This is a genomic window from Mycolicibacterium vaccae NBRC 14118 = CIP 105934 (assembly GCF_001552715.1).
GTDB lineage: Bacteria > Actinomycetota > Actinomycetes > Mycobacteriales > Mycobacteriaceae > Mycobacterium > Mycobacterium vaccae.
The window spans coordinates 25,306-45,236 of the sequence record NZ_BCRS01000025.1; the positions used below are offsets into that span (position 1 = coordinate 25,306).

Below are 19,931 nucleotides of genomic sequence, written 5' to 3' on the forward strand. Positions count from 1 at the left end.
CGCTCCTGTTAACTGGACGGTCGCGCCGCGTTGCGTCGGCGTAACCAGCTCCTGGCAGCTGCCTGTGAGGCCGGCGCCTCACCTGCCGGGCAGGTCGTCCCAGTTCAGCACGATGTCGGGCAGGGGCAGGCGGTGCCGGGGCAGCCGGTCCCGCTCGGCGATCTCCGGGGCCGTCGACGCAGGGTCGGCAAGGTGACCGGCGGCGATCACGATCAGCGGCCGCAGGGTCGGCGCCAGCCCGAAGGTCTCGGCCGCGCCGGTCACGTCGAATCCGGCCATCGGGTGGGCGATCAGGCCGCGGGAGACCGCCTCGACGGTGACGTTGGCCATAGCCGCGCCGGCATCGACCGCGGCGTAGCGTTGGGTTTTCTCGTCGTCGCCGTCGTCGGCGCAGACCAGGATCAGCGCGCCGGCGGCCGTCGCATAGGCGTTGCCGCGCCGCAGCAGCGCGGCGATCGCGGTGAACGCCGCATCCGCGCGCACCCCCACCACGAACCGCACCGGTTGACGTCGTCCCCACGTCGGAGCCCATCGCGCGGCCTCCAGCAGCGCGAGCAGATCCTCGCGGGACAGGGCGGCATCCGGGTCGAACGCGCGGGGGCTCCAGCGCTGGGCGATCGGGGGGTGAATCGGGACCGAGGTGTCGGCCGACCGATCGGCGGGCACGGCGGGCACACCCGGCACGCTACCGGCGGGAGAAACCACGTGCGCACTACCTCTATCCTTTATGGGATCTCTCCCCGCTTTCGAAAGGTCCTGCAGTGGCGCTCGTCGTACAGAAATACGGCGGATCCTCGGTGTCCGACGCCGAGCGGATCCGCCGTGTGGCCGAGCGGATCGTCGAGACCAAGAAGGCGGGCCACGACGTCGTCGTGGTCGTCTCGGCGATGGGCGACACCACCGACGAGTTGCTGGACCTGGCCAAGCAGGTGTCGCCGGCGCCGCCGGCGCGCGAGCTGGACATGCTGCTCACCGCAGGTGAGCGCATCTCCAACGCGCTGGTCGCGATGGCGATCGAGTCCCTCGGCGCCGAGGCTCGCTCGTTCACCGGATCGCAGGCCGGTGTCATCACCACCGGTATCCACGGCAACGCCAAGATCATCGACGTCAACCCGGGCCGGCTGCGGGCCGCGCTGGACGAAGGCAAGATCGTGCTGGTCGCGGGCTTCCAGGGCGTCAGCCAGGACACCAAGGACGTCACCACGCTGGGCCGCGGCGGGTCGGACACCACGGCGGTCGCGGTGGCCGCGGCGCTGAACGCCGACGTGTGCGAGATCTACACCGACGTCGACGGCATCTTCACCGCCGATCCGCGCATCGTGTCCAACGCCCGCCGCCTCGACACCGTCTCCTTCGAGGAGATGCTGGAGATGGCCGCCGCCGGAGCCAAGGTGCTGATGCTGCGCTGTGTCGAGTACGCGCGCCGGTACAACCTGCCCATTCACGTCCGGTCGTCGTACACCGACAGGCCGGGCACGCTCGTCAAAGGATCGATGGAGGACATCCCGATGGAAGACGCCATCCTCACCGGAGTTGCACACGACCGCGGCGAGGCGAAGGTGACGGTCGTCGGGCTGCCCGACGTGCCGGGCTACGCCGCGCGGGTGTTCCGCGCACTGGCCGATGTCGACGTCAACATCGACATGGTGCTGCAGAACATCTCGAAGGTCGAAGACGGCAAGACCGACATCACGTTCACCTGCTCCCGCGAGAGCGGACCGGGTGCGGTGGAGAAGCTCACCGCGCTGCAGGACGAGATCGGCTTCACCCGCGTGCTCTACGACGACCTCATCGGCAAGGTGTCGCTGATCGGCGCCGGGATGCGGTCGCACCCGGGTGTGACGGCGACGTTCTGTGAGGCGCTGGCCAAGGCGGGCATCAACATCGACCTGATCTCCACCTCCGAGATCCGGATCTCGGTGCTGATCAAGGACACCGAGCTCGACCGGGCGGTCGCGGCGCTGCACGAGGCGTTCGGCCTCGGCGGAGCGGAAGAGGCAGTCGTGTACGCGGGGACAGGCCGGTAACGATGGGGCGAGCGAAGCGGCGGGAAAGATAGATGGGGCGAGCGAAGCGACGGGAAAGATAGATGGTCAACATCGGTGTGGTCGGGGCGACCGGCCAGGTCGGCCAGGTGATGCGGAACCTGTTGGCCGAGCGCGATTTCCCGGCTGACGAGGTGCGGTTCTTCGCCTCCGCGCGGTCGGCGGGCAAGAAGCTGGAGTTCCGGGGCCGGGAGATCGAGGTCGAGGACGCCTCGACCGCCGATCCGTCCGGGCTGGACATTGCGCTGTTCTCGGCCGGCGCGACGATGTCGCGGGTGCAGGCGCCGCGGTTCGCCGCGGCCGGTGCGGTCGTCGTCGACAACTCGTCGGCGTGGCGCAAGGACCCCGATGTTCCGCTGGTGGTCTCCGAGGTGAACTTCGAGCGGGATGCCGGAATTCGGCCCAAGGGCATCATCGCCAACCCGAACTGCACGACCATGGCCGCTATGCCCGTGCTCAAGCCGCTGCACGAGGAGGCCGGGCTGACACGGCTGATCGTCTCGAGCTACCAGGCGGTTTCCGGTAGTGGCCTGGCCGGGGTGGAAGAGCTCGCCACCCAGGTGCGTGCCGTCATCGACGGAGCCGAGCAACTGGTGCACGACGGCTCGGCGCTGCAGTTCCCGGCGCCGAACAAGTACGTCGCACCGATCGCGTTCAACGTCGTCCCGCTGGCCGGCTCGCTCGTCGACGACGGGTCCGGGGAGACCGACGAGGACCAGAAGCTGCGCAACGAGAGCCGCAAGATCCTGGGCATCCCCGACCTGCTGGTGTCGGGCACCTGCGTGCGCGTGCCGGTCTTCACCGGGCACTCGCTGTCGATCAACGCCGAGTTCGCCGAACCGCTGTCGGTGGCGCGGGCCACCGAGATTCTGCGTGAGGCGCCGGGGGTGAGCCTGGTGGATGTACCGACGCCGCTGGCCGCCGCGGGTGCCGACGACTCGCTGGTCGGCCGGATCCGCCAGGACCCGGGCGTGCCGGACGGGCGCGGTCTCGCACTGTTCGTCTCGGGCGACAACCTTCGAAAGGGTGCGGCGCTCAACACGATCCAGATCGCCGAGCTGCTGGCCGCCCAGTTGTAAGTGTTCCGCCGAAATTGCATTCCACGCGCGATAATCGCGATTCTGGCCGCGTGGAATGCGAGTTCGGCGGGGGGTGTGGCGAGTGCGACGCCGGTGGAGCTGCCTCCGCTGCAACCCGGCCAAGTGCTGCGGGTCGGCCCGGTGGCCGGCACGGGCACCCCGACCGCGGACTACGGCATCGGGGCGACCGACCTCTGTGAGTTCATGTCGTTCCCGAGCGGGATCCTGCAGGTCTGCGGTGACAGCTTCGCCGGACAGGGCGTCGGCTTCGGGGGCTGGTACTCGCCGGTCGCGCTGCACGTGGTCGGGGATTCGCTGGAGGACGCCGGCGGGGTCCGCTACGACGGCGTGACAGGTGTCTCGGCGCCGCTGCTGGCCGACGCCGCACCACCGGGTACCTCGCAGCTGCCCGCCGGCGTCATCGAGATCAACCGCGAGAACTGGATGCTGGTGACCACCACCAGGGACCTGCGCCCCGAGAGCTCTCGGCTCGTCAAAGCGGTTGCCGGGCAGGCCAATTGGCAGACCATTCCGGGGTCGGTCCGGGACGCGGGGTATGCGGACGGGCGGCAGTCGCAGATCAGCGGCTACTACGACCCGATCCCCACCGCCGAATCGCCCCGCGGCTGGGTGTACATCGTGGCCAACAATTTCGACCGCAGCGGACCCGTCGTGCTCTATCGGGCCACGCCGCAGTCGTTCACCGACCGGGCCACCTGGCAGGGGTGGACCGGGCACGGGTGGGGCGGTGAGCCGGCGCCGCTGTGGCCCGACCGGGTCGGTGAGATGAGCGTGCGCCAGATCGACGGGCAGACAGTGCTGTCGTACTTCAACGCCACCACCGGGAACATGGAGATCAGGGTGGCCAACGCACCGACGCAGCTGGGCACCGCACCGGTGACGACGGTGGTGGTCGCCGCGCCGTGGCCCGAACGCGTCGAGGATCTGCCGCCGCCGCAGGACAATCGGCTGGCCCAGCCCTACGGCGGCTATCTCTCGCCGCGCTCCACCCCGGACGCGGTGCGCGTGTTCGTCAGCCAGTGGAACACCACACCTCGCGGCGGCGCCCCGTACCGGGTGATCCAGTTCGCGGTGAACCCGATCAAGCCCTGGTGAGTCCCGCCCAATCTGAAGTAGTTCGCGAACCTCGGGCCGAAAATCGCCATCTACTTCAGTCTCGGCGGATGCGGGCCCGCTCAGACGGTCAGACGCGGATCTCGTTGGCGTGCAACGCCAGCCAGTCGCGGAAGGACAGTAGCTCGGGATTGAGCTCCCGTACGGCGGCCAGGTCCCGTGCTCCGGCGAAGTCCGCGGAGTTCTCCGCGTAGTACTGGAACATGTTGCCCATCTCCACCGCGCCCGGGAAGCCCTGCGCGCGGAAGTCGTCCCAGGAGGCCGGGCGGTAGGACACCGGCTCGCCGAGCGCGTCGCCCAGCGCGGCGGCGTACTGCTCCCCGGTCAGGTGGTCGCCGGCGATACTGACTGTGCTGCCGACGAATTCGTCGCCCCGGCGGAAGATTCCCAACGCCGCCTTCCCGATGTCGCCGACCGCGATGGTCGACAGCCGCTGATCGGCCATCGGCAGCGTCAAGGCCAGCCGGCCCTCCGAGTCCCGTGTCGGCCCCATCGCGCCCGTGAAGCCCTCGAAGAACATCGTGGTGCGCAGGAACGTCGTCGGCGCGCCGTGCTCGGTGAAGAAGCTGTCCGCCTCGGCCTTCGCGTCGAAATGCGGGACCTTGTAACGTCCGTCGACGTCGGGCACCCGGTCGGTGTCGCCGAAGTGGTCCCGGGTGTCCTCCAGGGTGGACCAGACGACGTGTGCCACGCCCGCCTGCTTTGCCGCCGCGGCGGCGTTGCGTGCCTGGTCCAGTTCCCGCTCGGCCGCGGTCCGGTCGTCCGACGGTTGCGCCCGAGCCCAGTAGTTGGTCACGACGAAGGCGCCGTGTGCGCCGTCGAATGCGTCGCGCAGGCCGGCGACGTCGTCCAGGTCGGCCTCCACGACGTCCGCGCCGGCGGCCGCGAGCGCGCGGGCCCGGTCCGACGACGCGCTTCGTGTCAGCGCACGTACCGCGAACGTTCCGGCGGGGTCGGCCAGGAGGGCCTCGGCCAGCCCGCCGCCTTGGGCTCCGGTGGCGCCCACCACTGCGATCGTCTTCCTGTCGGTCATGTTGCTCCGCTCCTCTTTAGGTTGATGTATCAACCCGTCCCACGGTAGGCGTGCTGGGTTGATGCGTCAACCAACGGGTAGGGTTTTGCGGCATGGCGGAAATGGCGGGCCTCACCGAGGACGAGTTGCGGGCATGGCGAAGCTTCACCGACATGCGCCACCTGCTGGAGCGTCATCTGGCCGCCCACCTGCAGCGGGAGTTCGGGCTGTCGGAGTCCGACTTCGAGATCCTGGTGAATCTGTCCGAGGCGCCTTCGGACCGGTTGCGCTCGTCCGAGCTGGCGGGCACGACCCAGTGGGAGAAGAGCCGGCTGTCCCATCACCTCGGCCGGATGGAGAAACGCGGGCTGATCCGGCGGGAGGCGTCGCAGGGCCGTTACCCCGATGTCGTCCTCACTCCGGCAGGCCGAAAGGCCGTCGAAGCGGCCGCCCCGGCGAACGCGGCGCGGGTCCGGGAACTGTTCGTCGACGTGCTCGGCCCGGAACGCCTGGCCGCGCTGGGGGAGGCCTCCCGCGACGTCATGGCCGCGCTCACCACCCACATCGCCGAGAACTGCACTCTCGCACCAAGCACATAGCTGATTCACAGCGTGCGCCTAACGCACACAGGGGATCAGCGCGAAGGATCGCCGGCATGACAGAAACCACGCCTGCAGAACACGAAGCCACCACCGCACCGATCCCGCAGCCGGTGTACGCCCACCGGCCGCCGAGCCGTCTCAACAAGGCTGCCGCGTGGGTCGGCATCGTCGCCGGGTCGGTGTTCATCGTCGCGGTGATCTTCGGTTTCGGCGTCGTCGTCGGCAAGAGTCTCGACGGCGGCCCGCGCCACCAGCACCACGGCGGCTACGGCGTCGCGGGCCATGCCGGCCCGCCGATGTCGCCGATGGGTCCGCGCGGCGGATTCGACCGCGGGCCAGGCTTCCCCGGCCCGTTCGGCTCCGGCGGGCCGGCGCTCGAGATCCCGCGTGAAGGCGGCACACCTGCTCCCGCTCCCGCACGTCCCTGACGGATTTCGTTCTGGGGATGCTTTACGCATCCATCGGGTACCCCGGCACCGAAGGACGACGGCTCAGCCCGATGCCGTTCCTTGCCGAGGAGAAGACATGACCGACAAGTTCGCGACCACCGACGGCGGTGCGCCGTTCCCCAGCTTCGAGCACTCGTTGACCGTGGGATCCGACGGACCGATCCTGCTGCAGGACCATTACCTGATCGAGCAGATGGCCAACTTCAACCGGGAACGCATCCCGGAGCGGCAACCGCACGCCAAAGGTGGCGGGGCGTTCGGGCAGTTCGAGGTCACCCAGGACGTCTCGGCCTACACCAAGGCGACGTTCCTGCAGCCGGGGGCCAAGACCGAGATGGTCGCGAGATTCTCGACCGTGGCCGGTGAGCGCGGCAGCCCGGACACCTGGCGCGACCCCCGCGGCTTCTCGCTGAAGTTCTACACACCCGACGGCAATTTCGACATGGTCGGCAACAACACCCCGGTGTTCTTCGTCCGGGACCCGATGAAGTTCCAGAACTTCATCCGCAGTCAGAAACGGATGGCCGCCAACAATCTTCGCGATCACCACATGCAGTGGGACTTCTGGACGCTCTCGCCCGAGTCGGCGCACCAGGTGACCTGGCTGATGGGCGACCGCGGCATCCCGAAGACCTGGCGGAACATGAACGGCTACTCCAGCCACACCTACAGCTGGCTCAACGACGCCGACGAGATGTTCTGGGTGAAGTACCACTTCAAGACCGACCAGGGCATCGACTTCCTGACCCAGGAGGACGCCGACCGGCTGGCCGGCGAGGACGCCGACTACCACCAGCGCGACCTGTACAACTCGATCGAGGACGGCAACTTCCCGAGCTGGACGCTGCACGTGCAGCTCATGCCGTTCGAGGACGCGAAGACCTACCGGTTCAACCCGTTCGACCTGACCAAGGTCTGGCCGCACAGCGACTACCCGCTGCACGAGGTCGGCAGGATGACACTGAACCGCAACGTCGTGGACTACCACGCCCAGATCGAGCAGGCGGCGTTCGAACCGAACAACATCGTGCCCGGCACCGGGCTGAGCCCGGACAAGATGCTGCTGGCCCGCGGGTTCTCCTACGCCGACGCCCATCGCGCCCGACTCGGCGTGAACTACAAGCAGATTCCGGTCAACGAGCCCAAGACCGAGGTCCGCGCCTACAGCAAGGACGGCGCGATGCGCATCCGCAACGCCACCGACCCGGTGTACGCACCGAACTCGATGGGCGGGCCGGAGGCCGATCCGCGCCGGGCTTCCGAGGTGCACTGGGCCTCGGACGGCGACATGGTCCGCACGGCCTACGCGCTGCGCCCCGACGATGACGACTGGGGCCAGGCCGGCACCATGGTCCGTGAGGTGCTCGACGACGCCGCCCGGGAGCGGCTGGCGCACAACATCATCGGCCACGTGTCCGACGGGGTGAAGGAACCTGTGCTGTCCCGGGTGTTCGACTACTGGCGCAACGTCGACGCCGACCTGGGCAAGAAGGTCGAGGAGGGGGTGCGCGGCGGCTGACGCCACTCGGCCACTCCCGGTTCGGCTGGCATGATCGGGTGGATGAACATCGAAGTCGTCTACACCGCGGAGTCCACCGCGACCGGGGGTGGCCGCGACGGCCACGTGAAATCGACCGACGGCAAGCTCGATTTCGACACCCGTCCACCCAAGGAGATGGGTGGCAGTGGTGAGGGAGTCAATCCCGAGCTGCTGTTCTCGTCGGGGTACGCCGCCTGTTTCCTCGGTGCGCTGCAACTGGTCGCCAAGAACGAGAAGATCGCCCTCGACAACGCCAGCGGGATCACCGCCAGGGTGGGCATCGGCAAAGACCCCGAGGGCGGGTTCGGGCTGACGGTCGAGCTGATCGGCTACCTGCCCGGACTCGAGAAACAGGTCGCCGACGAGCTGATGGAAAAGGCACACGGCGTGTGCCCGTATTCGAAGGCCACGCGCGGCAACATCGATGTCAAGCTGCTGGCGAAGGTCTGACCGGATGCGTGCTGCAGTCGTGGCGGGGGCCGCGATGGTGGCGCTGGCGCTGGCCGCGCCGGCATCGGCGCGCCCGTCGGACCCCGGTGTCGTGAACTACGCGGTGATGAGCAAGGGTTCGGTCGGCAACATCGTCGGCGCCCGGTTCGGGTTCGAATCGGTCTACACCAACCCGTTCCAGGCGTTCTACGTGGACAACCCCGCGTGCAACAACTGGGCCGACATCGGCCTGCCCGAGGTGTACAACGATCCCGACCTGGCGGCGTTCAACGGCGCCGTCGCCCACGAGTCGCCCTCCGACATGGCACATTTCGTCAAACAGGCGGTCGGCGTGTTCGCCACCGGCGACGCCGCCGACCGCGCGTTCCACCGGGTGGTCGACCGGACGGTCGGCTGCAACGGCCAGACCACCGCCATGCACCTGGACAACTTCACCACCCAGGTGTGGACGTTCACCGGCGGCCCGGCCACCGCGACCGACGCGAACTGGGTCAAACAGGAGGCCGGCACCGACCGGCGCTGCTTCGTCACGACACGCCTGCGGGAGAACGTTCTACTGCAGGCCAAGGTCTGCCAGTCGGGCAACGGGGGCCCGGCGGTCGACGTGCTGGCCGGCGCGATGCAGAACACTTTGGGGCAATGATTTCGCCGTTACGTCACCGGGGCGTCACCGATTAATTCGCGCGACATTGTCGGTCGGCTCTGGATGATGGGTACAGACGCCGCGATCGTTCCACACCCGGAGGGGGGTGGCTGATGGCACGCACCATGGCATCCGATGATGTCGTCGAGCAGCCTTTGGATCCACTGAGCAGCGCGGAAGCGGCCGCGCACCACATCGTGGAGACCTGCCTGAAAGACGGGCCGGTCGGGCCGGTGGGCCTGGAGATCGAGGCGCACTGTTACGACCGGACCGATCCACGACGACGGCCCGGCTGGGAGGAGTTGACGGCGGTGATCGCCGCGGTGCCCCCGCTGCCCGGCGGCAGCGCGGTCACCGTCGAGCCCGGCGGCGCGGTGGAACTGTCGGGTCCGCCCGGTGCGGACGCGGCGACCGCGGTCGCGGCCATGGCCTCCGACCGTGCCGTGCTGCGGGAGGCGTTCGCGCGTGCCGGGCTCGGGCTGGTGTTGCTGGGCGCCGACCCGCTGCGCCCCGCCGAGCGCGTCAATCCCGGCGCGCGCTACTCCGCGATGGAGACGTTCTTCCGGGCCAGCGACACCGGTGCCGCCGGTGCGGCGATGATGACCGCGACGGCCTCGGTACAGGTCAACCTCGAGGCCGGGCCGAAGCCTGGGTGGGCCGACCGGGTCCGGCTGGCGCACGCCCTGGGACCCACGATGATTGCGATCGCGGCCAACTCGCCGATCCTGGGCAGCGACTTCACCGGGTGGCAGTCCACCCGGCAACTGGTGTGGAGCCGGCTGGACTCGGCCCGCTGCGGGCCGGTCCTCGGGGCCGCCGGCGACGATCCGGCCAGCGACTGGGCCGGCTATGCGCTGCGCGCGCCGGTCATGCTGGTGCACAACCCGGACCCGGAGCCGGTCACGCAGTGGGCCCCGTTCGCCGACTGGGCCGACGGGCGCGTGCTGCTCGGCGGCCGCAGGCCGACCGCCGCCGATCTCGACTATCACCTGACCACGCTGTTCCCGCCGGTGCGGCCGCGCGGCTTCCTCGAGGTGCGCTACCTCGACAGCGTTCCCGACGCGGTGTGGCCCGCGGTCGTGCACACGCTGACCACGCTGCTCGACGACCCGGCCGCCGCCGCCGTCGCCGGCGAGGCCACCGAACCGGTGGCCACCGCGTGGGACCGGGCCGCCCAGCTCGGCCTGCAGGACCCCAGCCTGCACCGCGCCGCGATCCGGTGTGTGCACGCCGCGGCCGAGCGGGTACCGGCCCCGCTCGAGGAATCGATGACGATGCTCGTACGTTCGGTGGAGCAGGGCCGCTGCCCGGCCGACGACTTCGCCGACCGGGTGGCGACCCACGGGATCGCGCCCGCGGTCACCGAACTGGCGCAAGGGGAGTTGTGACGACACGCGAGGAACTGGCCGAGGGGCTGAGCACGGCCAGGGACCGCACGCTGCGGCTGGTCGACTTCGACGACGCCGAGCTGCGGCGCCAGTACGACCCGCTGATGAGCCCGCTGGTCTGGGATCTCGCCCACGTCGGGCAGCAGGAGGAGTTCTGGCTGCTGCGCGGCGGCGACCCGAACCGGCCGGGTCTGCTCTCGGCGCAGGTGGACCAGTTGTACGACGCGTTCGTGCACTCCCGTGCCAGCCGCGTCGACCTGCCGCTGCTCCCGCCGACCGACGCGCGCAGCTACTGCGCCACCGTCCGCGGCAAGGTGCTCGACGCGCTGGACACACTGCCCGACGACCATCCCGACGCGTTCACGTTCGGGTTGGTGGTCAGCCACGAGAACCAGCACGGCGAGACCATGCTGCAAGCGCTGAACCTGCGCCCGGGTACGCCGCTGCTCGACCGCGGCGTGCCGCTGCCGCAGGGACGCCCCGGGGTGGCAGGCACCTCGGTGCTGGTCCCCGGCGGGGAGTTCACGCTCGGCGTGGACGCCGCGGCTGAACCGTACTCCCTGGACAACGAGCGCCCGGCGCACACCGTCGACGTGCCGTCCTTCCGCATCGGCCGCGTCCCGGTCACCAACGCGGAGTGGCAGCAGTTCATCGACGACGGCGGCTACCGCGAGCCGCGGTGGTGGTCCGGGCCGGGCTGGGAGCACCGTCTCAAGGCCGGCCTGACGGCACCGATGTTCTGGAACGCAGGCATCCGGACCCGCTTCGGGTACGTCGAGGACATCCCCGGCGACGAGCCCGTCCAGCACGTCACCTTCTACGAGGCCGAGGCGTACGCGGCCTGGGCCGGGGCGCGGCTGCCGACCGAGATCGAGTGGGAGAAGGCCTGCGCGTGGGATCCCACGACCGGCAGCAGGCGCCGCTACCCGTGGGGTGCGGCCGCACCGACCACCGACGTCGCGAACCTCGGCGGGGAGTCGCTGCGGCCGGCGCCCGTCGGGGCGTACCCGCACAGCGCGTCCGCATACGGCGCCGAGCAGATGCTCGGCGATGTGTGGGAGTGGACCACCTCGACGCTGCGCCCGTGGCCGGGCTTCACGCCGATGATCTACCAGCAGTACTCGCAGCCGTTCTTCGACGGCATCGCATCGGGTGAGTACCGGGTGCTGCGCGGCGGTTCGTGGGCGGTGGCTCCGGACATCCTGCGGCCCAGTTTCCGCAACTGGGACCATCCGATCCGCAGACAGATCTTCTCGGGCGTGCGCCTGGCCTGGGATGCCTGATGTGTAGACACCTGGCCTGGCTGGGCGCACCGGTCTCGGTCGCCTCGCTGGTCCTGGACCCGCCGTCGGGACTGCTGGTGCAGTCCTATGCGCCGCGCAGACAGAAGCACGGGTTGATGAACGCCGACGGCTGGGGCGTCGGCTTCTTCGACGGCGCGGCGGCCCGGCGCTGGCGCAGCGCCGCACCACTGTGGGGTGATGCGTCCTTCGCCTCCGTCGCGCCCGCGTTGCACAGCAGCTGTGTGGTGGCCGCGGTGCGCTCGGCCAGCGTCGGCATGCCCATCGAAGCGTCGGCTTCCGCGCCGTTCACCGACGGCACCTGGTTGCTGTCGCACAACGGGCTCGTCGACCGCGCGGTGCTGCCGGCGTCGCCGCACGCCGAGTCCACCAATGACAGTGCGCTTCTCGCGGCGCTGATCTTCGCCCGTGGGATGGACGCCCTCGGCGACACGGTCTCCGGCGTCGCCGCCGACGACCCGAATGCGCGCCTGAACATCTTGGCCGGCAACGGTTCCCGGCTGTTGGCCACCACCTGGGGGGACACGCTGTCGGTGCTGCGCCGCGCCGACGGCGTGGTGGTCGCCAGCGAACCCTACGACGACGACCCGACGTGGCAGGAAGTGCCGGACCGCCACCTCGTCGAGGTCGACGGCACAGATGTGCGGCTGACGCCGCTGAAAGGATCGTGATGGCTTCACCCTCCGTGTCGATCACCAACCACCTGGCCGCCGACGCCGCCGAGACGGCCCTGCGCCGCGACGTCCGTCACGGTCTCACGCAGACTCCGAAAAGCCTGCCGCCCAAATGGTTCTACGACTCGGTGGGCAGCGACCTGTTCGACCAGATCACCCGGCTGCCGGAGTATTACCCGACCCGCGCGGAAGCCCAGATCCTGCGTGCCCGCGCCGCCGAGATCGCCGAGGTGACCGGGGCCGACACCCTCGTCGAGCTGGGAAGCGGGACGTCGGAGAAGACTCGCACGCTGCTCGACGCGCTGCGTGACCGTGGTTCCCTGCGCCGTTTCGTGCCGTTCGACGTCGACCCGAGCGTGCTGCAGGACGCGGGCGCGGCGATCCAGGCCGAATACCCCGGCATCGAGATCGAGGCCGTCTGCGGCGATTTCGAGGAGCACCTGGGGCTGATCCCGGTTACCGGACGGCGTCTGGTGGCGTTCCTTGGTTCGACGATCGGCAACCTCACCCCAGGGCCGCGCGCACAGTTCCTCGCCTCGGTGGCCCAGCTCATGCAGCCCGGCGACACGCTGCTGCTCGGAACCGATCTGATCAAGGACACCCGCCGCCTGATCCGGGCCTACGACGACAGTGCCGGGGTCACCGCCCGGTTCAACCGCAACGTGCTGACCGTCGTGAACCGCGAACTGGGGGCCGATTTCGACGTCGACGCCTTCGCGCACGTCGCCCGGTGGAACGACGCCGAGGAGCGCATCGAGATGTGGCTGCGCTGCACCCGCGCGCAGCGGGTCCACATCGGCGCGCTGGATCTCGCCGTCGACTTCGACGACGGCGAGCAGATGCTCACCGAGGTGTCCTGCAAGTTCCGGCCGGCCGGGGTCGACGGCGAACTCGCTGCCGCCGGTTTGCGTCGAACACACTGGTGGACAGACGAAGCCGGCGACTTCGGACTGTCCCTCGCGGTCAAATGAGTCTGGCCGAACAGTGGCGCGCCGCGCGCCCGCCGATGGCCGGTGTGCACCTCGACAGCGCCGCCTGCTCCCGCCAGAGCCTGTCGGTGATCGATGCCACGGCCCGACACGCCCGCCACGAAGCCGAGGTCGGCGGCTACGTCGCTGCCGAGGCGGCTGTGCCCGCGCTCGACGCGGGCCGCGCGGCGGTGCGGACGCTGACCGGAATGCCCGACGCCACAGTATATTTCACCACCGGCGCGAACGACGCGCTGGACATCCTGCTCAGGGACTGGCCCGGGGAGCGCACCCTGGCCTGTCTGCCGGGCGAGTTCGGCCCCAGCCTCGCGGTGATGGCGCGCAACGGTTTTAGCGTCGAAACCCTCCCGGTCGACGAGTTCGGCAGGCTGGACGTCAACGCCGTCGGGGCAGCGCTGTCGTCCCATCGGCCCGCGCTCGTGCACTTCACCGTGCTGGCCAGCCACCGCGGCATCGTGCAACCCGTGCACGACATCGCGTCGGCCTGCCGGGGACACGGGATCCCGCTGATCGTGGACGCCGCCCAGGGCTTCGCGCACCTCGACCTCACCGGCATCGGTGCCGACGCGGTGTACGCGACGTCGCGCAAGTGGACGGCCGGGCCGCGCGGGGTCGGGGTGCTGGCCACCCGGCCGGGGCTGCTGTCAGAGGACACCGTCACCCGGCTCGGCCACGCCGAGACAAACGTCGGCCTCCGGGTGTCGTTCTCCGTCGCCGTGGGTGAACACCTGGCCGCCGGACCCGCCGCGGTGCAGGCGCGGTTGCGCGAGGTCGGTGCGCAGACGCGCACCGCGCTGGCCGACCTGCCCGGCTGGCGGGTGGTGGAACACGTCGACGAGCCCAGCGCCATCACCACCCTGGAGCCCACCGACGGCGCCGACCCGCTGACAGTACGCGCCCGTCTCATCGCCGAGCATCAGATCGTGACCACCTACCTGGGCGTGGAGCGCGCCCCGCGGGAGATGACCCACCCCGCGTTGCGGGTGTCCCCGCACGTCGACGTCACCGACGCCGACCTGGACCGGTTCGTGGAGGCACTGGCCACCGTCACACGCTGAGGCTGCTCGACCAGCGCCCAGCCGTCGGCCCGGCACACGTGTGTGGGCCGGGTCACATTGGGTTATCCCCGCTTCACCACGCGCGGAGGGACGACGACGATGACTGATGCCAAGGCCGACTCTGACAAGGCGCCCGGGGACAAGGCGCCCGGAAAGGCCAACCGGGACCGCACCCACTGGCTCTACATCCTGGTGATCGTCGCCGTCATCGCCGGGATCGTGCTCGGGCTGGTCGCCCCGGACGTGGCGTCCTCGCTGGGCGTGCTCGGCGAGTTGTTCGTCAAACTCATCAAGATGATGATCGTCCCGGTCATCTTCTGCACGGTCGTCATCGGTATCGGCAAGGTCCGTGCCGCCGCGTCGGTCGGCAAGGTCGGCGGGCTGGCGATCTCCTACTTCCTGGTCATGTCGACCGTCGCGCTCGCGATAGGTCTGGTCGTCGGCAACCTGATCAGCCCCGGCACCGGGCTGAACGTGCCCAACGATCCGAGCAAGGGTGTCGAACTCGCCGGTGAAGCCGAATCCTCCGGCGGCACAATGGACTTCATTGCCAACATCATCCCCTCGACGCTGTTCTCGGCGGTCACCGAGGGCAACGTGTTGCAGGCTCTGTTCGTCGCACTGCTGGTCGGGTTCGGCATCCAGGGCATGGGCCAGACCGGAGAGGGGCTGCTGCGCGGCATCGAGGCCCTCCAGAGGCTGGTGTTCCGCATCCTGATCGGGGTGCTGTGGCTGGCGCCGATCGGGGCGTTCGGCGCGATCGCGGAAGTGGTGGGCGACACCGGCTTCGACGCGGTCATCCAACTCGGCGTGCTGATGGCGGCGTTCTACACCACCTGCGTGATCTTCATCTTCGGGGTCCTCGGCGCGCTGCTGTGGACGGTGTGCCGGGTCTCGATCTTCAAACTGGTGCGTTACCTGGCGCGGGAGTACCTGCTGATCGTCGCCACGTCGTCGTCGGAATCGGCCCTGCCGCGGCTGATCGCGAAGATGGAGCACGCCGGTGTGTCACCGGCGACCGTCGGCATCGTGGTGCCTACGGGCTACTCGTTCAACCTGGACGGGACCGCCATCTACCTGACCATGGCCTCGCTGTTCATCGCCGACGCGCTGGGCGACCCGCTGTCGATCCCCGAACAGATCGGCCTGCTGGCGTTCATGATCATCGCGTCCAAGGGGGCCGCGGGGGTCAGCGGCGCCGGGCTGGCCACCCTGGCCGCCGGACTGCAGAGCCACCGGCCCGAACTGCTCGACGGGGTCGGCATCATCGTCGGCATCGACCGCTTCATGTCCGAGGCGCGGGCGCTGACCAACTTCTCGGGCAACTCCGTGGCCACGCTGCTCGTCGGGACCTGGACCGGCACGGTGGACAGCCAACGGCTCAACGAGGTGCTCGACGGCGACCGCCCGTTCGACGAGGCCACGATGCTCGACGACGACGAGGACGGCGCCCCACCGGAGCGGGCGCCGGCGCGCAGCGCCAACCCCCCGACCGGGTAACCGCTAGCTATCCTTGTGCGCGGACAGCAGGAACGCCTGCATCCGCATCCGGCCACGGTCGTCGAGCATGTCCAGCGGCGGGGGCGGCATGCCGGGCAATTTTGGCACGTTGGTGTGGATCAGCGCGGGCCGGATGTCGTCGATCGTCCAGTACCGCGAAACCACCTCCCGCAGTTCGAGTTCGGTCACCTCGTTGGGGCCGCCCTCCATCTCGGCCGGGAACGCGCCCTTGGCGAAGACGAGCACGAAATAGCCGGCGCCCGGCGCGGCGGCCCGGTGCACCGACCGCAGGTAGGCGTCGCGGGACTCCACCGGAATCGAATGAAACAGCGTGCTGTCCACGACGGAGGAGAACCGGCCGTCAAAGCCGGTGAGCGCGGTGATGTCGGCGGCGACGAACGACGCCCGTTGCGACAACCCGCGCTCGGCGGCCGCCGCGGTCGCCGCGGAGATCGCCGTCGGGCTGATGTCGACACCGGTCACGGTGTAACCGTCGGCGGCCAGCGCCAGTGACATTTCGGCATGCCCGCAACCCGCGTCGAGCACGTCGCTGCGGAACCTGCCGTCGCGCCACAACGCGGCCAGTTCCGGTTGAGGTTCGCCGATGTTCCACGGCGGCTCACCCTCGAAGTCGCCCTCACCCCGGTAGACACCGTCCCAGTCCATCACCTCGGCCATGGCAGCCACGCTACCCGCGCGCCGGTCTAGCGAACTCGAACGCCAAGAGAATCGCCAACCTGGCAACGAATGAGGTGGTGTCTGGTGCTGGGGCCGCGGGGTGTCCAGGCCGGGAAACTGACACTTGTTAGCCAAGGAGACAGGCCAATGCGATCCCGATCGGAATCAGTTCAGCGGAATTCCCGTCGGTCCTGGTGTCGTGACTGCTAACCTGCCGGTCTGTGAGCAGCGAACTCGCACAGGGGGAGACACAGCCGTCGACGGCGGCCGAGGAGATCGTGGTCGGGCGCCGACGCCTCACCGGCAAGCGCGCCGCGCTCGCGCTGGTGGCCGGGATGCTCGCCGTGCCTCTCATCCCGGCGTTTCTGCTATCCGGATCGGACGACCCGGCCCCAGCCGTAGACGGTGAGACCGTCGAGGTGGCAACGGAGTCCGGCGAAGTCATCTCCACGGTGCCGCCGGACGGCTGGGAGGTCGCCTCGGTGCCCGGCGGGGCGGTGTGGCAGTCCGGGGACGCCTTCGTCCGCATCGAGGCGCACGACCTGGACGGCCGCGACGTGGAAACGGTAGGGGAGCGCCTCATGCAGATCGACCGGAGGCGGGGCTTCTCACCCGCCTACGACGGAGGTCAGGCGCAGTCGGGCGACGGCCGGCTGACCGGGGAGACCTGCGTCGTCACCGCGGCGGGCATGTCCGGCGCCTGCGCGGTGATCGCCGACGACGAGGTGGTGGTGCTGGTGCAGACCCTCGGAGACGTCGAGACTCCCGCACTGCCGCTGCAGGATCTGCTCGCCGCGATCGGCAGGGCCGACCGATGACCGCACTGCCCATGCGCCCAGAGGTGGTGTACCGGCCCTACAACGCGGTGTTCTGGGTGTGGATCGGCGCCATGGTGCTCGGCACATGGCGGCTGCTGTCCGGCTCGGGGGCGGCGTTCGCCGAAACCAGTCAGACCCACATCGCGCTCGCTCCGGTCTGGATCGCGTTCATGGCCCTGCTGGTGTGGGTGATGACCCGCTTCGATCCGTTCCGGGCTGCGGTGCGGTATCCGCAGATGCTGCTCGCGGGGGCTGCACTCGGTGGAACCGTCGCGTTGGCCATGGCCGCGTCGGCCAACACCACTTTGGAGCAGGTGTGGGCTTCGGTCCTCGACCCGGTGACCCTGTCGCGGTGGGCACCCGCACTGACGGCCCCGTTTGTCGAAGAGGCCGCCAAATTGAGCTGTGCGGCAGTGATTTTGGTGCTCTGTGCGTCGGTCTGCACCCGAATCAGCCACGCTCTGCTTGTCGGCATGTTCGTCGGCTTCGGCTTCGACATGCTCGAGGATCTGACCTATGCCACGACGGGTGCGCTGGCCAGCCTTGATTCCGACCTGATTGGCGCCGGCGAGCAGATGTACACCAGGATCGCCACATCGGTCCCGTCGCATTGGGCGTTCACGGCCCTGACCACGGTCGGATTGCTGTTGTTGCTCCCGACTTTCAGCAACCCGAGCGGATGGAGCCGGATGCGGCGGATCGTGACCGCGGCGCTGCTGCTGGCGGCGGGACCGCTGATGCACTTCGTGTGGAACGCCCCGGTTCCCGATGGCACGCTGCTGAAGATGGGGTTCAATCTCGCGCTGCTCCTGACCGTCACAACCCTGCTGCTGCGTGAGGAACGCCGCTGGGTGATGGCCCACGGTGACAAAGCGATTCGGGCGGGCTTCACACCCGAACTGGTGGCCTCGCTTCCCACCTGGCGCAGCCGACGGCGGGTGCCGGGCAAGCGCAGAGACGTCCGCCGCCGGCAGCGGGCCGCGCTGGCCGCGATTCAGGCCTGACCCGGCAGCTCCCAGGTGTGCACCGGCTCGTTGGAATGCATGTGCTCGCAGTACAACCGGAGCATCTCGGCCAACGCCTCGGGCCGGGTCAACCCGCGGTCCTGGAGCGCAGTCACGGTTGCGCTCTGCCACACCGCGCCGTTGCGACCGGTCTTGGCGCGGCCCTCGATCACCCCGAGGTAGCGGTCGCGCACCTCGGCGGCCACCCCCCACCGGCGCAGCCCCTCATCGGCCATCGGCAGGAGCCGGCGCAGGACCAGCTCGTCGGGCGTCACCTCACCCATGCCGGGCCAGTACAGCCGCGCGTCCATCCCGTGTCGGGCGGCAGCGACGAAATTCGCCTCGGCCGCAGTGAAACTCATCTTCGTCCACAGCGGTCGGTCCTCCTCGGACAGGCTGCGCAGCATGCCGTAGTAGAACGCCGCGTTGGCCATCATGTCCAGCACCGTCGGCCCCGCGGGCAACACCCGGTTCTCGACCCGCAGATGGGGCCGGCCGTTGACGACGTCATACACCGGCCGGTTCCACCGGTAGACCGTGCCGTTGTGCAGCCGCAGCTCCGACAGGTGCGGGGTGCGGCCCGCGGCGAGTTCGGCCACCGGATCCTCGTCGGAGACCTCGGGCAACAGCGACGGGAAGTAGCGCACGTTCTCTTCGAACAGATCGAAGATCGAGGTGATCCAGCGCTCCCCGAACCAGACCCGGGGCCGCACGCCCTGGGTCTTGAGTTCCTCCGGACGGGTGTCGGTGGCCTGGGTGAACAGTTCGATCCGGGTCTCGGCCCACAGGTGGTGGCCGAAGAAGTACGGCGAGTTGGCGCCGAGGGCCAACTGCGGACCGGCCAGCACCTGGGCGGCGTTCCAGTTGTCGGCGAAGTCGGCCGGCGACACCTGAAGGTGCAGTTGCATGCTGGTACAGGCGGATTCGGGGGCGATCGACGCGGCCTGCAGGCTCAGGGGCTCGGGGCCCGCGATGTCGATCATGATGTCCTCGCCGCGCGCGGTGAAAATCGAGTCGTTGAGCGCCTGATAACGGGCGGACTCACTCATCCAGTCGCCCGACAGGTGTTCGGGCATCAGGGTGGGCAGGATCCCGATCATCACGATGTGCGAACCGTCGGAGTCGGCCTTGGCCTCCGCCGCGTTCAGGCTGGCCCGGACGTCGTCTTCGAGCTCCAGTGCCGCCCGTCCCGGCAACCGGCGTGGCGGAACGTTGAATTCGATGTTGTAGGCACCCAGTTCGGTCTGATACGCCGGATCGGCGATCGCGGCCAGCACCTCCGAGTTGTTCATCGCCGGTTGATAGCCGGAGTCGACCAGGTTGCACTCGATCTCCATGCCGGTCAGTGGCTTCTCGAAATCGAAGCTGGACTGGGCCAGCATCGTCTCGAACACGTCCAGGCACAGCTGCACCTTGCGGCGGTACTCGCGGCGATGCGCGCGGCTGAACTCGGTCTGCCTCAGTGGCGCGCTGATTTCCTGGCCCACGGGCCCAAGCCTATCGGCGCGAGGCCACCGCGACCTGAGGACCGAGTAAGCCGCCCCGCAACTCGATGTCGACCGGCGGG

At 69.3% G+C, this 19,931-nt stretch carries 20 protein-coding genes; 16 read left to right on the plus strand and 4 right to left on the minus strand.

What is annotated here, in order from left to right; genetic code table 11:
* Positions 1-78 precede the first annotated feature (78 nt).
* Positions 79-675: a nitroreductase family protein gene (locus MVA01S_RS07420; RefSeq protein ID WP_040542075.1), complete on the minus strand. Its 597-nt coding sequence runs from the start codon at positions 673-675 to the stop codon at positions 79-81.
* A gap of 86 nt (positions 676-761) precedes the next feature.
* Here MVA01S_RS07420 and MVA01S_RS07425 point away from each other — a divergent pair, with 86 nt between their 5' ends.
* The 3 genes from MVA01S_RS07425 (at position 762) to MVA01S_RS07435 (ending at position 4,240) form a co-directional block, all read left to right on the plus strand.
* Complete coding sequence (locus tag MVA01S_RS07425; protein WP_003931839.1) at positions 762-2,027, plus strand: aspartate kinase; 1,266 nt, start codon at positions 762-764, stop codon at positions 2,025-2,027.
* 62 nt (positions 2,028-2,089) lie between these two features.
* The gene (locus MVA01S_RS07430) at positions 2,090-3,124 is read left to right on the plus strand and encodes an aspartate-semialdehyde dehydrogenase (protein ID WP_003931840.1); all 1,035 of its coding nucleotides are present in this window, start codon (positions 2,090-2,092) and stop codon (positions 3,122-3,124) included.
* A 39-nt stretch (positions 3,125-3,163) separates the two neighbouring features.
* Positions 3,164-4,240, plus strand: a complete 1,077-nt coding sequence (locus tag MVA01S_RS07435; RefSeq protein WP_390176151.1) for a DUF4185 domain-containing protein — start codon at positions 3,164-3,166, stop codon at positions 4,238-4,240.
* A gap of 88 nt (positions 4,241-4,328) precedes the next feature.
* On the opposite strand, the gene MVA01S_RS07440 is transcribed toward MVA01S_RS07435, so the two are convergent.
* Entirely contained in the window at positions 4,329-5,291 is a 963-nt protein-coding gene (locus tag MVA01S_RS07440) for an NmrA/HSCARG family protein (protein ID WP_003931842.1), read from the minus strand.
* Between the two features lie 92 nt (positions 5,292-5,383).
* On the opposite strand from MVA01S_RS07440, the gene MVA01S_RS07445 reads away from it, so the two are divergent.
* The 11 genes from MVA01S_RS07445 to MVA01S_RS07495 all read left to right on the plus strand — a co-directional run bounded on the left by MVA01S_RS07445 (position 5,384) and on the right by MVA01S_RS07495 (position 15,864).
* Complete coding sequence (locus MVA01S_RS07445; RefSeq protein ID WP_003931843.1) at positions 5,384-5,869, plus strand: MarR family winged helix-turn-helix transcriptional regulator; 486 nt, start codon at positions 5,384-5,386, stop codon at positions 5,867-5,869.
* A 56-nt stretch (positions 5,870-5,925) separates the two neighbouring features.
* Positions 5,926-6,300 carry a hypothetical protein gene (locus tag MVA01S_RS07450; protein WP_003931844.1) on the plus strand — a complete coding sequence of 125 codons (375 nt, stop codon included), beginning with the start codon at positions 5,926-5,928 and terminating at the stop codon, positions 6,298-6,300.
* A gap of 97 nt (positions 6,301-6,397) precedes the next feature.
* Positions 6,398-7,840 (plus strand): catalase, encoded by a 1,443-nt coding sequence (locus MVA01S_RS07455; protein ID WP_003931845.1) that lies wholly within the window; start codon positions 6,398-6,400, stop codon positions 7,838-7,840.
* Positions 7,841-7,882: 42 nt separating this feature from the next.
* On the plus strand, positions 7,883-8,311 hold the full coding sequence (locus MVA01S_RS07460) for an organic hydroperoxide resistance protein (protein WP_003931846.1): 429 nt from the start codon (positions 7,883-7,885) through the stop codon (positions 8,309-8,311).
* Between the two features lie 4 nt (positions 8,312-8,315).
* Complete coding sequence (locus MVA01S_RS07465; protein WP_003931847.1) at positions 8,316-8,954, plus strand: sensor domain-containing protein; 639 nt, start codon at positions 8,316-8,318, stop codon at positions 8,952-8,954.
* Between the two features lie 113 nt (positions 8,955-9,067).
* Entirely contained in the window at positions 9,068-10,342 is a 1,275-nt protein-coding gene (egtA, locus tag MVA01S_RS07470; protein WP_003931848.1) for an ergothioneine biosynthesis glutamate--cysteine ligase EgtA, read from the plus strand.
* Positions 10,339-11,625, plus strand: a complete 1,287-nt coding sequence (gene egtB, locus MVA01S_RS07475) for an ergothioneine biosynthesis protein EgtB (protein ID WP_003931849.1) — start codon at positions 10,339-10,341, stop codon at positions 11,623-11,625. The genes egtA and egtB overlap by 4 nt, the downstream gene beginning before the upstream one ends.
* Positions 11,625-12,314, plus strand: coding sequence for an ergothioneine biosynthesis protein EgtC (gene egtC, locus MVA01S_RS07480; RefSeq protein ID WP_003931850.1), 690 nt, complete (start codon positions 11,625-11,627; stop codon positions 12,312-12,314). Before egtB ends, egtC begins: the two co-directional genes overlap by 1 nt.
* Positions 12,314-13,288 carry an L-histidine N(alpha)-methyltransferase gene (gene egtD, locus MVA01S_RS07485; protein WP_003931851.1) on the plus strand — a complete coding sequence of 325 codons (975 nt, stop codon included), beginning with the start codon at positions 12,314-12,316 and terminating at the stop codon, positions 13,286-13,288. The genes egtC and egtD overlap by 1 nt, the downstream gene beginning before the upstream one ends.
* Entirely contained in the window at positions 13,285-14,364 is a 1,080-nt protein-coding gene (egtE, locus tag MVA01S_RS07490) for an ergothioneine biosynthesis PLP-dependent enzyme EgtE (RefSeq protein WP_003931852.1), read from the plus strand. The genes egtD and egtE overlap by 4 nt, the downstream gene beginning before the upstream one ends.
* Before the next feature lie 99 nt (positions 14,365-14,463).
* A complete protein-coding gene (locus tag MVA01S_RS07495) occupies positions 14,464-15,864 on the plus strand; it encodes a C4-dicarboxylate transporter DctA (RefSeq protein WP_003931853.1) in 1,401 nt (466 codons plus the stop codon).
* Between the two features lie 3 nt (positions 15,865-15,867).
* On the opposite strand, the gene MVA01S_RS07500 is transcribed toward MVA01S_RS07495, so the two are convergent.
* Positions 15,868-16,542 (minus strand): SAM-dependent methyltransferase, encoded by a 675-nt coding sequence (locus MVA01S_RS07500; protein WP_003931854.1) that lies wholly within the window; start codon positions 16,540-16,542, stop codon positions 15,868-15,870.
* A 221-nt stretch (positions 16,543-16,763) separates the two neighbouring features.
* Between MVA01S_RS07500 and MVA01S_RS07505 the strand changes: the two genes are divergently transcribed.
* Together MVA01S_RS07505 and MVA01S_RS07510 are read left to right on the plus strand one after the other, a co-directional pair.
* A complete protein-coding gene (locus tag MVA01S_RS07505; RefSeq protein ID WP_003931855.1) occupies positions 16,764-17,360 on the plus strand; it encodes a hypothetical protein in 597 nt (198 codons plus the stop codon).
* A complete protein-coding gene (locus tag MVA01S_RS07510) occupies positions 17,357-18,364 on the plus strand; it encodes a PrsW family glutamic-type intramembrane protease (RefSeq protein WP_040542032.1) in 1,008 nt (335 codons plus the stop codon). The genes MVA01S_RS07505 and MVA01S_RS07510 overlap by 4 nt, the downstream gene beginning before the upstream one ends.
* Here the strand turns inward: MVA01S_RS07510 and MVA01S_RS07515 are convergent.
* Positions 18,355-19,851 (minus strand): glutamate-cysteine ligase family protein, encoded by a 1,497-nt coding sequence (locus tag MVA01S_RS07515; RefSeq protein ID WP_003931857.1) that lies wholly within the window; start codon positions 19,849-19,851, stop codon positions 18,355-18,357. The two genes, MVA01S_RS07510 and MVA01S_RS07515, sit on opposite strands and share 10 nt — an antisense overlap.
* Positions 19,852-19,931: the final 80 nt, after the last annotated feature.

Coding starts and splice junctions, on each gene's coding strand:
- MVA01S_RS07430 (WP_003931840.1), top strand. CDS start 2,090: ATGGTCAACATCGGTGTGGTCGGGGCGACCGGCCAGGTCGGCCAGGTG.
- MVA01S_RS07440 (WP_003931842.1), bottom strand. CDS start 5,291: ATGACCGACAGGAAGACGATCGCAGTGGTGGGCGCCACCGGAGCCCAA.
- MVA01S_RS07445 (WP_003931843.1), top strand. CDS start 5,384: ATGGCGGAAATGGCGGGCCTCACCGAGGACGAGTTGCGGGCATGGCGA.
- MVA01S_RS07450 (WP_003931844.1), top strand. CDS start 5,926: ATGACAGAAACCACGCCTGCAGAACACGAAGCCACCACCGCACCGATC.
- MVA01S_RS07455 (WP_003931845.1), top strand. CDS start 6,398: ATGACCGACAAGTTCGCGACCACCGACGGCGGTGCGCCGTTCCCCAGC.
- MVA01S_RS07460 (WP_003931846.1), top strand. CDS start 7,883: ATGAACATCGAAGTCGTCTACACCGCGGAGTCCACCGCGACCGGGGGT.
- MVA01S_RS07465 (WP_003931847.1), top strand. CDS start 8,316: ATGCGTGCTGCAGTCGTGGCGGGGGCCGCGATGGTGGCGCTGGCGCTG.
- egtA (WP_003931848.1), top strand. CDS start 9,068: ATGGCACGCACCATGGCATCCGATGATGTCGTCGAGCAGCCTTTGGAT.
- egtC (WP_003931850.1), top strand. CDS start 11,625: ATGTGTAGACACCTGGCCTGGCTGGGCGCACCGGTCTCGGTCGCCTCG.
- egtD (WP_003931851.1), top strand. CDS start 12,314: ATGGCTTCACCCTCCGTGTCGATCACCAACCACCTGGCCGCCGACGCC.
- egtE (WP_003931852.1), top strand. CDS start 13,285: ATGAGTCTGGCCGAACAGTGGCGCGCCGCGCGCCCGCCGATGGCCGGT.
- MVA01S_RS07495 (WP_003931853.1), top strand. CDS start 14,464: ATGACTGATGCCAAGGCCGACTCTGACAAGGCGCCCGGGGACAAGGCG.
- MVA01S_RS07500 (WP_003931854.1), bottom strand. CDS start 16,542: ATGGCCGAGGTGATGGACTGGGACGGTGTCTACCGGGGTGAGGGCGAC.
- MVA01S_RS07510 (WP_040542032.1), top strand. CDS start 17,357: ATGACCGCACTGCCCATGCGCCCAGAGGTGGTGTACCGGCCCTACAAC.